We start from the raw sequence: 14,110 nt of genomic DNA on the forward strand, positions 1-14,110 counted from the left end.
CTAGTACTCCAGTCGCAGTTCGCTATTGGTGCTGAGGAACGACCCTCACTCCAGCCAGTCGGCGGGAATCAGGGCCCTGCGCTGGCCGTCCTGAGGACGCCAGTTCTCGACAACGGCGTCCTGGAACCACTTATCGGGCAGATTGGCATGGTCGCACACGATGATCTGAAGGCCTCCGTCCGCTTCCTGTGCGACATCGTGCAGCAGCTTGAAGTAAGTGGTGACGGCCGCCCAGTCGGCGTCTTCGACGGTGGTAGCGTCGCGGATCTTTTCGGGGAAGAACGCCTGGGTGGGCTGGTCCAGCATCAGGAAGCGAGGCACGGGCCTGCGGTTGCGCAGAAAGTAGGTGTGCAGGGCCAGATGGGCAACGAGGTGGTAGCCGATCCAGTTCTTTGCGCTGCCGATGCGGGTCAGGGGCAACCGTCCCTCCGCGCGGCGGACGATGACATTGAGCTGCGAGAGGCTAATACGGACCTCTTCGGCCGTCGCGGCCTGACCGAGGCTCAGTCGTTGCGCCCAGGACGTCATGAGCCCGGCCACGTCGGTAAGCCGGCGTTCCGTCTCGGCGGTGACGTCGTCCTCGTCGACCATTTCCTGAAGGACCTCGACACGTTCCTGGGCGAGTGTGAGGTCGTTGCGCAGCCGGCGTACGTCGTTTTCGGAGAGGACGCCAGCAGCGGCGCGTTCCTGAGCGATACGTCCTTGGACATAGGCGATGCGCACTTGCTGGTCCTGCAGGTTCCTCATCCGCTCGTCACTGGCGTTGATTTCCTTCAGTTGAGCGCCATTGAGGCGGAGGCGTTCGGCAACCACTTCGCGTTGGGTCTCCAGGCTGCGGCGGTGTTCTTCGCGTACGGGCTGGAGGGTTTCGGCGTGAGTAAGTTCGTCGGCCAAGTGCCGGGTCAGGGCGGCGATGTCGGCGGCGGAGGGGTCGGGATCGTCCAGCGGGCGTGAGCACATGGGGCAGACGTCGGCATGCTGGTCTTCATCTTCGGGCCCGAGCAATTCGAGGGTTTTGAGCCGGTCGAGCTGCAGGTGCAGTTCTCCGGTGAACGTGTGACCTTGCTGGTGCCAGCGGTCGACCATGGCCAGGGCATCGTTGAGTTGCTGCCAGCGCTCACGCAGTTCTCGGCGCTCCTGCGTGAGGGCTTGGCTGCGGTCTTGCAGGTTGGTTGGACCGTCTGCGGTGATAGGCGCAACCGTCAAGGCACGGTCCAACAGCGATCGGGCCTGCTGCGGGTCCAGGGCCGGCGGGAGATCCTGCAGGAGTCCTTCGCGTTCCGCCAGGCGCAGCAGGGCTGCCTGTCGGGTGTCGATGCCATCCCTGCGGCGGACAGCGTCATCGAATTTGCGTTGGGCGGCGCGCTGTTCGCGCAGTGCCTCGCCGAGTTGGTGGCGGCGTAGGGCCTGTTCGGGACCGGCGGCACCCAGGAAGTAAGGCAGGGTGTCCTTGATCGCCTGTGCGATGCCATTCTCGGTCTGACGGTGAAAGAGTGCGCTCTGATTGGCGATCTCGTTCTGCTTCTGGAAGCACAGCAGCGCTGCCTGGGCGATGGACACATCGAAGGGGTAGCGGGCCGCGCCCGTGGGAGGCTGGAAACGGAAGTCCTCGATGCCCAGGCGTGCGCTGAGCTGATTGCGCAGCGCGGTGACATCTGCGTCGGCTCTCATCTCGTCGCCGCGGGGAAGCTCAAGGTTCTCGTCACCGAAACGGATCATGGCCTTAGTAGTGGAGTCTCCAGCCGGCCGCGGCCGAGCCAGGACCATCCGGGTGGTGCCGAAGGTGACCAAGACGGCGTACCAGCCGACGGTCTGGTCGATGGGCTCGTCTGGGAAGTTGGGCTTCTTGCGACCCAGGCAGTACTCAACGATGTCGAGGACTTCGGACTTTCCGGTCTCCGATTCGCCAGTGAGGATGTTCAGCGCCCCGGGGCGGAAACGAATGACCCGGGGAACGGGTCGGCCGTCTCGGTGGTAAAGGGCCAGGGCGAGTAGCTGCATGACGGGTCTGTAGCTCCTTTACGGGGTGCGAGAACGGGGTTAGGGGCGGACGCCGAGGAGAGTGAACGCCGTCACTGGTTCGGTTGCGGACAGCCATCGTCCGACCAGGGCCGCGCGGCGTGCGCAGTCAGCGACTTCGATGCCCTGGTCAGCAGTGGCAGGGCGGGGTACTCGAGGGCAGCGCAGGCCCTGACCGGCCATCTCCACGGCCCGGTGGCGCAGGCCGGTGCGCAGGCTGGCTCGGGTGTAGTCGGTCAGCGCACCGGCTCGGTCGGCGAAGGCGGCCTGATGACGTGGATGCTCGGTCAGCCAGGCCGCCATAGTGCGGCTGGCTTTGACCGGCAGGTCCGCGCGAATGTCCGCGGGCAGGACGAACGGTAGGACAAGGAAGGCGCTGGGCCAGGGCAGGGGGGTGCGGGCGCCGGTTTTGGCAGCCGCGTTGATGCTGCAAGCCAGCAGATAAGCGCCAAAGGCAGGGTTGAGCAGGGCTTGGGCCTCAGGAAGTCGCTTGGTGGAAGCCACGGTCACTTCTCCCGCTCGTTGGCGCGGTCCTGGCACAGGGATGAGAAGTCGGGGTGCCAGCCCGGGCCTTCGTCCGAATCTGCGTGGTCGGCAAGGCTGTGCATAGTGCCACGACCCACCCAGCCGACGGTGCTGCTGCCAAGGCGCGCCGGCTCGTCGGCCACCTTGTCCATTGTCTTGCTGAGCACGTTCTTGCCGACGCTGCGCTTGTCAGCCTCATCACTGTCGACGTCGAGATCGTCGATGAGGTCGACGAAGATGTGGTCCCACTCGTCCCACAGCCGCTGCTCGTAGTCCTCCAGTCCTTGTTCGGTGATCTTGAAGGTACGCAGCCACTCGGAGCGCTGGGCGCGCGCATGGTGGTAGTCGCGCAGGTAGGTGGCGATGGCACGGTCCTTCAGGCCGATCCACCGCATCTGGGCGACCACCAAGTCGCCGTCGTAAGCGGCGACCTCCGCTTCAGTCAGCCGACGCAGCGCCTCAGTGATGGGCAGATTTTCCCCGGCGAACTGGTCGCCCACTTCATCCAGCCGGCACAGGAGTTCCTGAGCCGACACGGAGGCCCTCTGCCGCGTAGGGTCCTTGCGCTCTAGCAGTTGCACGGCCACGCGGTACCACCACCCTTTGATCTGGTCGAGGACCGCGTCCTGCTGGTTGACCCGGATCCCCAATGCTTTGGCAAGACTAGGGTCGAGGTCTGACATCACCGGGGAGCCGTCGCTGATCACCAGGGCGTCGACGAACTGGTAGCGCCGCGACGGGGACAGTTCCAGGAACATCTTGCGTTCCTCGGCCGTGGTCTGCGGGCCGTCCGCATCTGCCACCTGTTCCATGCGGGCCAGGGCCGCCGGTACGTCCCTTTGGGCTCCGCGGCGCAGTTGGTAATAGAAAGTGCCTTCGGCGGCCACCTGCGTGGTGACCAAGCGCAGCAGGGGCATCGACTCGGCTCCAGGATTGCCGAGCTTGTTCAGCGCGTCGACCCACGATGCAACCGAGCGCCAGAAATCCTTGCCCGTTTCGCTGAGCTGTCCTGCCTCACCTCGGTGCTTGGACTGCAACAGCTCCGCTGGCGTACCGCTGCCGTGCATGAACTCGATGTCGTCGAGCACCTCCATGCGCACTTCTGCCGCAGGGTTGTCCCAGCTTCGCTCGGCCAGTTCCAAGAGGGCGAGCTCGCACTGGTAGAGGTACCCGATCATCTGGCCAGCCGCCGAATGCGATCCTGCTTGCGCCACGTTCCCCACTAGTGATCGAGTGCGAAGCCCTTCAAGGCACCGACCTGGCCGGGCCCCCTGGATTCGCGTACCAAAGGGCCTTGCGATGCGTCGTCCTGCATGGCACGCACGACGGTCGGCAGCATTGCTGGGGCTACCGAATATCACCTTTACCGAGTTGCTGACAATCGATAGCCCATCGTCCCATGGGTCCGGGCGAGGGGTCCGCCCCGCCACTACAGACAACGCGTGTTCCTCCCGAGAGGTTCCACGGGGGCTGGATCTGCTCACTGCCCCGACGGGACTTCATCCGTCAACCGCGAAGAAAATCGAACATGCTTGCGCGTGTGGCTTACTTCATCTCCACGACCGAATCCACGCGGAGGCGAGCAGGATGGCCGTGAGTCCAGAGGGCGTGGGGCGCCATGCCGTTTGGTACAGCCGCGATCCGCTTCTATCGTGTCGCTCCCGACTGACGGAAGTGGAACTGTGAAGCAACCGATGTGGACTGTCGCGACCCTGGCCGACTTTCTCCAGAAGCCCATCTCATGGGTTTACGACAATCACGAAAAGCAGGCCATACCCAGCTTCCGCGTGGGACAACAACTACGGTTCTGGCCCAACGAAATAATGCACTGGCTGGAAAGCAACTGCCGCGAACGAGAGGCGGCATGAACGTGAGGTGCTGCCCAGGAGGAGGCAGTACCGGATCGGCAGCTCGCTTTCGGCTGCCAAGGCAGGAAAGAGCACCGCCGAGGCACTGCCAGGCGACGGGGCACCGCCAGAGGACACAGATGTGTGAAGGTCACCCCGGTGAGCGGGACGTCACCAAGTCCTCATCGTGGACGGGACGCTGGTGCGCACCCGGGATCGGACGGTGTCCGCCTCGTCCAGGAACTACCGTTACTCGGCGAACCCTCAGGTCCTCACCAAGCCCGAGACCCGCATCGTGCTGGCCGTCGGCCAGCCGCTGCCGGGCAACCGCAACGACTGCACCGCCTTCGTCGCCGAGTCCGGTATCAAGGACGCCTGCGGCAACGCGATCGTCGGGCTTGGGCGATACTCCGCCGCGCGAGGGCGGCCCGCCGATGGGAGATCCGCCAGGCGCGGGCGGCGTCGTCTCGCGGTGCTGCTCGATCACCTCGGGTCGCCGCTGCTACAGCTGTTCGGCCGCCGTGGCGACCGATTCCTCGTCGGCGTCGGGCTGGTCCGCCAGGGTCCGATCGGTGAGGAGCACCGCGTCATCGAACCGCGCCCTGCGAGGGTGGCTCGCCGGAAGGCTGCACGCTCCTTGTGGGCGGCTTGCGCCTCGCGGGCCTCGGCGGCCCTCAGTTTCTCCTCGGCGGCCTGCTCACGGCGCTCGATCTCCGTCAGGAACGGACTGGTCGGCGGTGCGCTTCGCGGTGATGAACTCGGTCAGCGCCTCAGAGCTATCGAAGCCGAGTTCCCCGAGCAGCTTCTTGACGGCAGCACGTCCGCCTTGCATCTTCTCGCGGGGCCAGCAGCCGAGACAGAGCCTCTGCGAGACGGCACCGCCCGGTGTCCCGCTATCGCCTTCGGGCTTGTTGGAGTCATCCTCCGGCGAGGCTCCGAGAATCGGGTAAAGCGGTCGTCCGTCACGGCGGTGCCCAGCCGGTGCGAGCGGATTGGGGAGCGAGGCACGTCATGCGTGAACCATCCACCGTTCTCCAGCGCCTCCGCGCCGAAGAACGGTGTAGTTTGCGTTCTGGTGTAGCTGTTTCCTCATGGAACCGTCAGCCAGAACTGGCGCAGAAGCGGCATGCGCATGTTCGCCCTTCGCTTCCGGGGCCGCACCCGACAGTGACACCCGCAGGGCGGGCGGGCGGTCGCAACCGAACACCAACCATGTACCGGCTGCGCTTCCGTGGTCCCAACTGGCGGGCACAGACAGCCAGCATCGTCCCTGATCTGCAGGGCGGGATCGAACCTGCCGGTCTCCGCATCTCTACGTCGTGGGCGCTTCCGATGAGCGGCACAACCTTGCCCGCGACTGTCCGGGCTCTGCGACCGAGGAAACGACACCGCTCACATCAAGGAGGACCCAGTTTGCATGGCTCCACTTGCAAGCCGTGCTCGACACGAAGAAGCTCCCGAGCCAAAGGCAGTCGATGTGCGCAGGAACGTCCGGTGTTCCGCTGGGCAGAAAACGCTGGGCCAGCGGCATGCCGATATCCATATGCGAGACATCGGCCCAAATGAAGAGGTGTTGGCGCTTGCCGCTCGCCTTGATCTTCAGCTTGCTGATCTTACTCTGCCCCGTAGCCGACGATAGAAAAGTATCGACGTAGGGCGTAATTGAATCAGCCGTAGATCGAGCAACCCCTGTGCCTAGGATGCTCGTGAAGATTCGACCAGCGACGTCGCCACTGTGCCTTATCTGACTCACGGCTTTGATACCGAGCGCCTGCAGGACAGCCAAGTCCTCAGCGTGCCGGGCTGATGCAGGTCCGAGACTCCAAACGTCACCGTCCTGCCCCGAGCGGTGACCAACGCGGGCGGCACCTCGGGCTTCTAGATCAACGAGCAGTTCGATCAGCCGATTCGATGCCCCCCTTCCGACGGATGCACGGTTCTGGAACTCAACGAGCCAACCACCAGTCAGGCCAGCATGCGGCTCACCGTTGTAGATGCGGTTAAGTTCCTTCCACATGGCCAACGCTCGTCCGTCTGTCGTGGAGGAGACTTCCAGCACGTCAGAAGGTGGAGCGCCTGGCTTCCCCAGCACGAAGTCGATCACCCCGGCTCGCTCTGATCATCGAAGGAGAGCGTCTCGGTTCCGAGCACCGAATTCACTACCGCAGCCGCAACCAGCTCGTCATACGCCGGCTGCATTGTCTTCTTGGGCATGGTCGGCAGACTACTGAACTTGAATTCGTGATGTCGGTCAGCCATCCATGACCAAGCCGGTGCCGGCGAGACAGCCGTCGACCAGGTCAGGGCGACACTGGATCTGTTTGAGCCTGCGCTTCACGGCTATGGTGATCTGGCTCAGGTCAGCTGCGGCAAGGTTGCCGATGTCACGCTTGACGAGCGACCAGATGCCCTCCTGCGGGTTCAAGTCCGGTGCGTAGGAGGGCAGCTGGAAGACAGTGAGCCAATCGGCGTTCGCGGCGATGAAGTCTCTCAGTGGGGCCGTCAGGTGGATGCGCACGTTGTCCCAAACGAGCACGATCGGGCCGCCGAGCTGGATGCGGGCCCGGATGAGCAGGTCGCGGAAGTCGCGCCAGCCGAAGCCCATCGGCTGGTCCTTGCGGCCGTTGTACTCGCGGGTCGCGTAGAACATGCGGGCCCGCTCACCCTGCTTGTAGCAGGTCATGCCAGCCATCGACACCCGCCCGGATCCCCGGCCCCGCACCCGCACCACCGGAGTCCGGCCGCTGCGGCCCCACGTCCTGGCGCGCGGCGGCATCATCGACTGGCCGGCCTCGTCCTCGAAGACGACCCAGCCGTCGCACGCCGCCGCGGTGCTCTTACCCGCGGCCATACCTCCTTCTTCCACAACTCCACCGCCTCGTCGTCGCGCTCGATGGCTCGCCGGGCCGGTTGCTGCCACGACCACCCGTGCCGCTTCAGCAGCCGCCAGGTGCCCTCCACCGTGTACGAGACGTGAAACAGCCGCCCGATCAGCGTCTTCACCCTCGCCAGCGTCCACCGCTGGTCCGCCCAGCCGTGGGCGAGCGGGCCACGCTCCAACTCGCGCTCCAGCCACGTCATTTGCTCCGGACCGAGTCTCGGGCGGCCGGGTGATCCCTTCGACAGGACTCCGGCCTCCCCGTGTCCGCGCCAGGCCCGGCGCCACCGCTCTAGCGACCGCTCGCTCACCCGCAATGCGGCCGCGATCTCCCGGTTCTTCTCCCCGCGCCCGAAGCGTTCCACGGCCTCCATCCGAATCCGCTCCCGCGCGGCCCTCCTGGCGTCGGTCAACCCGCCGCCCTGCGCGTATCTCACACCCCACGACTACCGGGGCCGACCGCCCACCGTCAGGCGAACAGGCCGACATCACCCAATCAAGTTCAGTAGCCACCTGTCGGGCTGGGCGGTTCCTCACGGGGCCGTATCGGCAGTACCTCTGCACGGCCAGGGCACCGCCGGCTCACCCCTCGACCATCGGGAACCGCTCGCGCACGAAACATCGCACCACCATGGCGACGCCAAGTGGCTTCCAACCCAGCTCTTAAAGAACGGCCTTTCCAACAAAGTTGTCAGGACCCTTTCCTTCAGCGTCAGCGCCCCCGGGCGGCCAGGCCGGACCGGGGCCAGAGCCCGACCGCCCTCGTGGTGAACGGCCCGCACCAGGCGCTGGAACTGGCGCAGGCGCAGACCAATCAACACCTCGATGAGTTCACAGCGTTGAGCGGTGATGACCTGCACAACCAGCCCAACGCAGCACAAACGCCCACGACGCCGACTGCTGCCAGGCGAGGAAGCGGACAACGGAGAGCACCGCCGGGCCCCGCGTCGAGCACACCTTCGCCCGCATGAAGCACTAACAAGATCCTCCGCGACTACCGGCAGCGCGGCAACGGCCTCCGCCACGCCGCCCAGGCCATGGCTCACATGCGCAACCTTGCCCTCGCCGCATGAACAGGCCAGGCACAACCGCACCCCCTGGCCTGCCCACTCTCAACCTTCTGCAACACGCTTTAGCTGGATATCTCACCAGCGGCATTGCCGCGCGGCCGGAGGGACCGACTGAATGCTCGTCACCACCCGTCGCCGGGACGCCGTCCTGACGGGTCCCGGCCAGCGACTGGTCACCGTCGGCCTGCTCACCGCCCTGGCCGCCGAACTCGGATACGCGATCGGGAAGTCCCTCGGATACCGCAGGCTTCCCGGTAGACCGGCTCAGCCGGGCTGACACCGGTGGCGCCCTCACACTCGCTTCTCAGCAGCGTGCACATCTGACTCACAGTCATCCAATGTCACGCTGACGAGTACGATCGCTGCAACAGAACCGGGGAGATTCGATGTCCACTATCGTCGTGGTGCACGGCATAGGAAAGCAGTACTCAGGCGCCAACTCTCTGCACGGCCCGGTCTCTGCTGCACTCCTGGACGGGCTTAACCGTGCTGGGGTCACAGAGGTGAAGCCGGACAGCGTTCACGTTGCCTTCTATGGCCATCTGTTCCGCTCGCCAGGTACCGCACCAACAAAGGGCAACCTAGCCTACACGCATCGGGATGTGACCGAGCCGTTCGAGATCGAATTGCTCATCCGCTGGTGGACGGAGGCACATCGCGTCGAGCCGGACCGCGTACCACCACCTGTGGCAACGGGAACCAATAAGGCGACGACGCCGCAGACTGTGCAGCGTGCCCTGTACGCGCTCAGTCGCTCCCACTTCCTTGCACGCGCTGCCGACCGCTTCCTCATCGGCATGCTCAAGCAGCTCCGCCTCTATCTCACGACACCCGATGTCCGAGAGCGCGTACAGGCTGAGATCGCCGCCGCAGTCACACCAGACACCCGCGTGATCGTAGGCCACTCCCTCGGCTCAATCGTCTCTTACGAAGCACTATGCGCCCATCCAGAGTGGCCGATCCACACTTTCGTTACCCTCGGCTCGCCCTTGGGCATTCCGAACCTCGTCTTCGACCGCTTGCTGCCCAAGCCGCGTTTGGGCAAGGGAAGTTGGCCGGGGAACGTGAGAGCATGGACCAATCTGTGCGACCGACACGACGTTGTCGCCCTCACCAAGCGTCTTGCTCCGCTCTTCAGCGACGGCGAGAACGTCATTCGAGATGTAGTCATCGAAAACGGCTGGCAGGCCCACGCCATCGAATCCCACCTCACCGCCGCAGAGACAGGCGAAGCAATCTCCGAGGGCCTGCGGATGGCCCCATGACCCAAGTTAGACCAGCCGCGGTCCAGCGTACGCTCCTCGTCGGCGGCACAGCACGTTACGACCATCATCCAGAACTCCCACGAGTGCGCACGGATATCGATGTCGTCAGCAGCATTTTCGGATTGCTCGGCTACGAAACCGAGCACCGGCTGTTGGACAAGACATGTGAGGGCTTCCGCGCCGGGCTCTCCCACTGGGCCGGGGCTGAGGACCGGGCAGAGGACGCTCTGGTCCTCTACTACAGCGGCCACGGGGACCGTGATCACGAACGCCACTACCTGCTGTGCCGGGACAGTCGTAGTGACCGCCTTGCCGGCACCGCCCTGGCCACCGAGGATGTAGTCCGGATCATCAGCGAGAGCGGGATTCAGCGACTCTTGCTGATCATCGATACCTGTTACGCCGGGCAGGGCAGCGTCGACGCTGCACGCGCCCTGGCCAGGGACCTCGGCGTCCGGCTCAGCACCACCCGCGCCGCCGACGAACACCGACTCACTGCCTTCTCCGTGATCGCAGCCGCCCGCCCCCATGAACTAGCCGAAGATGGCGCCTTTACGTATGCCCTCCGGGCAGCGATCAGCGACCCCGCCCTCGGTGGGCACCGCCAGCCCAAGCTCTATCTGGAGCAAGTCGTAGACCGAGTCAACGAAGTCCTCGCCGAGCGCAGCCCATATCAGCATGCCGCCTTGGGGACTTTGCCAAGTGGCGAAGGCTTCTCCTTCATCCCTAACCCTCGCTACACCCCGGATGTACCGGACGAGGGCATGGACCTCGCCGAACAACGTATGTGGGTCAGCCCGGAAGGACGCCGACGCCGCGAAGAACTACTCACCCACTTCGAACCCCGTGGTCGCGGTACGGACGCCTACACAGGGACCACGGGCTCCTACTTCACCGGACGTTCAGCAGCGCTGACCGAACTGACCGACTGGCTAGACAGCCGGTCGCGAAAGCTCGGCCGCTGCTCGATGGTGACCGGGCGAGGCGGAGTCGGCAAGTCCTCGCTCCTCGGACGCCTGATACTCCTCGCCGATCCCTTGCTGCGGGCGACCCTGCCAGACATCGATCACGATGCAAGGCCGCCCCAGCAGCGCGTGCACGCCGCAGTACACGCGCGGCACAAGCTCCTCGAAGACCTCACCACAGGCATCGCCGACGCAGCTGGCCTGTCCGAGACCGACCCGGAACGGCTCGTTGCCGCGCTCGCCAGCCGAACCGAACCCCTGGTCGTCGTCGTCGATGCCCTGGACGAGGCTGGGACGGCAACCGGCGATGCCGAACCCCACCGCATTGCGGCAGCCCTGCTTGGTCCGCTCTCCCAACTTCCCTGCGTCCGCCTGCTCGTCGGCGCCCGGCCACATATGCAAGATGCCCTTGGCAGTGAGTTCGCCTGCCTAGACCTTGATGAACCACGCTGGACTGGAGAGCGGGACATCGAAGAATACGCTCGGCGGCTGCTCCTTGCCCCCGACGGCCCCGGCAGTGTCGGCATCTACACCGATGCCACGGCGGAACCGGTGGCCTGCGCCATCTCGTCACGTGCCGACCGAAACTACCTGGTCGCCCGCCTCATCGCCCGACCACTCGCCCACCGCACACAGCCAGTCGACACAAGCGTTCCAGACTGGGAGGAAGAACTCCCTGGGCTTAGCGCGATCCCGAACGGTCCAGCGGGCCCTGCATTCCGCTGGGCACTGCACGAGCAGTTGCAGGCCCTTGAGGCCCGAGGCCGTGCCCTCCTGACGGCCCTGGCCCACGCCGAGGGCTCCGGGCTCCCTGCGGGCGATGTCTGGCGCGCAACCGCTTCCGCGTTCACTGGCGACGAAGTCACGGCCCAAGACATTCGCTGGATCCTGGAATCGGCGAGTGCGCACATCGTCGAAGACCAGGACGTCGGCCCGGATGGCCAGGCACGCTCCGTCTACCGCCTCTATCACGAGTCATACGCGGAGGAACTCCGGACCGCTACCGGGCCTGGAGCAGCCAAACGTATCGCTGCTGCGCTATTGACGACCGTACCCGTCGTCCCTGGTACCCAGTCATACGCATGGCCGGACGCAGATCCGTACATACGGGCACATCTGGCCAGCCATGCCGCCGGTGACGCCCTGCTCGACGGCCTTGTCCTCGATCCAGCCTACTTGCTAGTAGCCGAGCCGTCGGCCCTGCACCGGGCGCTACGGCATGTCCGAAGTGCCGAGGCACAGGCCGCCCGCGCCGCGTACGAGCGCTGTTCGCCCGTGCTGGTGGAAAACACCGTTACTTCGCCAGCAGCCCAACTACATATCTCCGCGGTACAGTCCGGCGCACATGCCCTTGCCGAGGCAGTACGGCTACGCTTTCCCGATCTCCCCTGGGACACGTTGTGGGCCGAGGTACCGACGCGTCCCTACCCCTTCCGAGCCATCGGCGCCTTCTCTACCCCCTTGAGGGATGCCAAGGTCCTGGATGTCGCCGGCACAAAGGTGCTGGCCACAGTCCAAGCCTCGGGTCGGCTCGAACTGTGGGACTTCGACACGGGAGTACGCCATGGGCATCTACCTCCCCCAGCCTTGCCCCGAGTCCTGGCACTCGCAGCTTGCGAAGAGTCGCTCGCGCCCTGGCTGCTCGCCCACTCCGGACACGGCAACGAATGGGACAGCGCCGTTGAGGTGTTCGACGTCCGGACACAGCGCCGACTCGGTGCTCCCGTAGAGACCAGAGCGGCGCAGTGCGCGCTAGCCGAAGTCGAAGGCACTTGCGTGATCGGACTGATGGCAAGCGACGGGACGGTGCAACTGATCGACGCAGGCACGGGTTCAGTCCTGGCCCGACTGACCTCTCGAATGCGGGCCTCCGATCAAGAGCGTCGTGAGAGGGACTCCACCACGATTCTGTTCGCTGGTCTGCGCCATCCACAGCAGCTGGCCATGGGGGTGGCTGACGGCCGCTTGGTCGTGGCGGCGGCTGTGGGAGTGGGGCGGGCTGCGCCCGGGCGTTCAGGCCGCGCGGAGCTTGCAACATGGTCCGTAGATCCGGGACAGGGCTGGCGCGTCTGCAACGGGCACCATTACCGGTTGACGGGTAGGAACGTGGCGGCGCTAGCCGTACGCCGAGGCCACATCCTCGTATCGTCGGAGGGGCGGCCCCGGATCACCGGACGAGCGCAAACAGTTATCCAGCAGGGAAAGGTGACGGAGTGGTTTTACCGTCGCGGTATGGGGCCCTCAGCGCTAGTGATGACGGATAGTGGCTCATACCGCGTATGGGCCCAGCACTCATACGTCAGGGTGACGGATACCACTGGCAGAGAGAGCAACTGGCTCGGAACCGAGTTGTCCGCATCGGCACAGGTCACGGTGATTCCCCACAACTCGGCGCGCACCGACCTTCTGACGTGGCGCGCCCAGGCCAGTTCCGTCCAGGTCAGAAACTTGCCTTTGGAAGTGGGAGAAGGACCGAGGGAACGCCGATCCGATTCTGTCGACGCCAGGTATAGCCGCTTGGTCGTGGGAGAGATCTCCGGTAAGCCCGTCCTCGCGCGGTGCGACTCTACCAAGCGGCCCCGTCTGCTCGATCCAGTCACTGGACAAGTGACCTCAGTCTTCAACTGCGGTCTTCTAGAAGAAATGCGCCTGCAGGACATGTCCTACTGCGGTGCGCCGGGAGCACCGATCGTCGCGTACCGATGGCTACGACGATGGAGGGCTCCGCACTGGGTGCGGGTATTCGAGGGAAGTTCATCCCGCAGCGTCCGTCTGGGCGGTGGCTTCCTCAAGCCCATCACAGAAATGCAGGTAACGTCATTCGACGGACGTCCACTGCTCATCGGCCTGTCCTCTGATGGGCTCACAGCCTGGAATCTCCACGGCACCCCTGAGGGACACATAGCTGCCTCCCGGTGCCGCAGCCTCCGGACACTGGCGGTGGAAGGGAAGGCACTGCTCTCGGTAGTGGACATCGAAGAGCAGGCCATCAGAATCTTCAATCTGCCGAACTTCGTTCAGCTCGCGAAGGCCCACATCAGTTCCACCCAGCTTGCGGGCATCTCTCTCGCAATGAATCCCTACGACTCGTCATACGTCCATGACCTGGCGGTGTGGAATGGATCAGCGGTCGCGGGGTTCGTGGACCGGGCCGGCTGGGTCCACGTCGCCTCCGTCTTGGATGCTTCGTTTAAGTGGAGTTGGAAGGTGCCGCAGACCCAACCGGTCACCCACCTCGCACTCACGACAGTCGGAGAGAGCGGCGCCGCGATCGTGTGCACGAGCGACGGCTCGGTCGTGCTCGTGGAGGCAGGCTCAGATCGTCTGCTGTGCCAAGTGCAGCTCGGCGTCGCGGTCCGAGCGATCACAGTCATCAGCGAAGGGGTAGTGGGGCTCGTCACTGATGGCGGGCTCTTCTGCCTCCGCCTCACGCCTGACTCGTCAACCTGAGGGCCAGCAGAACTATCGATCGTAGTCTTCCGTGGTGCGCAGTGTGACTCGTAGCGCCGTCTCTCAGAAGGCAGAGTCGTTCGAACTCTCG

General features: G+C 65.0%; 8 protein-coding genes and 2 pseudogenes. 5 read left to right on the top strand and 5 right to left on the bottom strand.

The genetic code is table 11. The features are described 5' to 3' along the window. Positions 1–45: 45 nt before the first annotated feature. The 3 genes from ABR737_RS09625 to ABR737_RS09635 are packed head-to-tail and all read right to left on the bottom strand — an operon-like array spanning position 46 to position 3,722. A complete protein-coding gene (locus ABR737_RS09625; protein ID WP_350249770.1) occupies positions 46–2,001 on the bottom strand; it encodes a DUF3732 domain-containing protein in 1,956 nt (651 codons plus the stop codon). Positions 2,002–2,040: 39 nt separating this feature from the next. Beyond that, positions 2,041–2,523 (bottom strand): three component ABC system middle component, encoded by a 483-nt coding sequence (locus tag ABR737_RS09630; RefSeq protein ID WP_350249771.1) that lies wholly within the window; start codon positions 2,521–2,523, stop codon positions 2,041–2,043. Between the two features lie 2 nt (positions 2,524–2,525). Beyond that, the gene (locus ABR737_RS09635) at positions 2,526–3,722 is read right to left on the bottom strand and encodes an ABC-three component system protein (protein WP_350249772.1); all 1,197 of its coding nucleotides are present in this window, start codon (positions 3,720–3,722) and stop codon (positions 2,526–2,528) included. An 847-nt stretch (positions 3,723–4,569) separates the two neighbouring features. Here ABR737_RS09635 and ABR737_RS09640 point away from each other — a divergent pair. After that, positions 4,570–4,779, top strand: a pseudogene (locus ABR737_RS09640) (transposase); the annotation flags it as partial. Between the two features lie 924 nt (positions 4,780–5,703). On the opposite strand, the gene ABR737_RS09645 reads toward ABR737_RS09640, so the two are convergent. Together ABR737_RS09645 and ABR737_RS43905 are read right to left on the bottom strand one after the other, a co-directional pair. Further along, positions 5,704–6,495 (bottom strand): hypothetical protein, encoded by a 792-nt coding sequence (locus tag ABR737_RS09645; protein WP_350249773.1) that lies wholly within the window; start codon positions 6,493–6,495, stop codon positions 5,704–5,706. Positions 6,496–6,642: 147 nt separating this feature from the next. Continuing rightward, positions 6,643–7,706, bottom strand: a protein-coding gene (locus ABR737_RS43905; RefSeq protein ID WP_502964301.1) for an IS630 family transposase whose coding sequence is annotated in 2 segments (ribosomal slippage) — positions 6,643–7,259 and positions 7,259–7,706 — 1,065 coding nt in all. Because the reading frame shifts where the segments join, the coding sequence is not laid out codon by codon here. 497 nt (positions 7,707–8,203) lie between these two features. On the opposite strand from ABR737_RS43905, the pseudogene ABR737_RS09660 reads away from it, so the two are divergent. From ABR737_RS09660 to ABR737_RS09675, 4 genes and pseudogenes are all read left to right on the top strand, one after another. Beyond that, positions 8,204–8,342: pseudogene (locus ABR737_RS09660) on the top strand (IS5/IS1182 family transposase); the annotation flags it as partial. A 112-nt stretch (positions 8,343–8,454) separates the two neighbouring features. Next, positions 8,455–8,616 (top strand): hypothetical protein, encoded by a 162-nt coding sequence (locus ABR737_RS09665; RefSeq protein ID WP_350249776.1) that lies wholly within the window; start codon positions 8,455–8,457, stop codon positions 8,614–8,616. A 109-nt stretch (positions 8,617–8,725) separates the two neighbouring features. Then, positions 8,726–9,604, top strand: a complete 879-nt coding sequence (locus ABR737_RS09670; RefSeq protein WP_350249777.1) for a hypothetical protein — start codon at positions 8,726–8,728, stop codon at positions 9,602–9,604. Continuing rightward, positions 9,601–14,019, top strand: a complete 4,419-nt coding sequence (locus ABR737_RS09675) for a caspase family protein (protein WP_350249778.1) — start codon at positions 9,601–9,603, stop codon at positions 14,017–14,019. Before ABR737_RS09670 ends, ABR737_RS09675 begins: the two co-directional genes overlap by 4 nt. The last annotated feature ends 91 nt before the right edge of the window (positions 14,020–14,110 follow it).

This window comes from Streptomyces sp. Edi2 (assembly GCF_040253635.1).
Classification (GTDB): domain Bacteria; phylum Actinomycetota; class Actinomycetes; order Streptomycetales; family Streptomycetaceae; genus Streptomyces.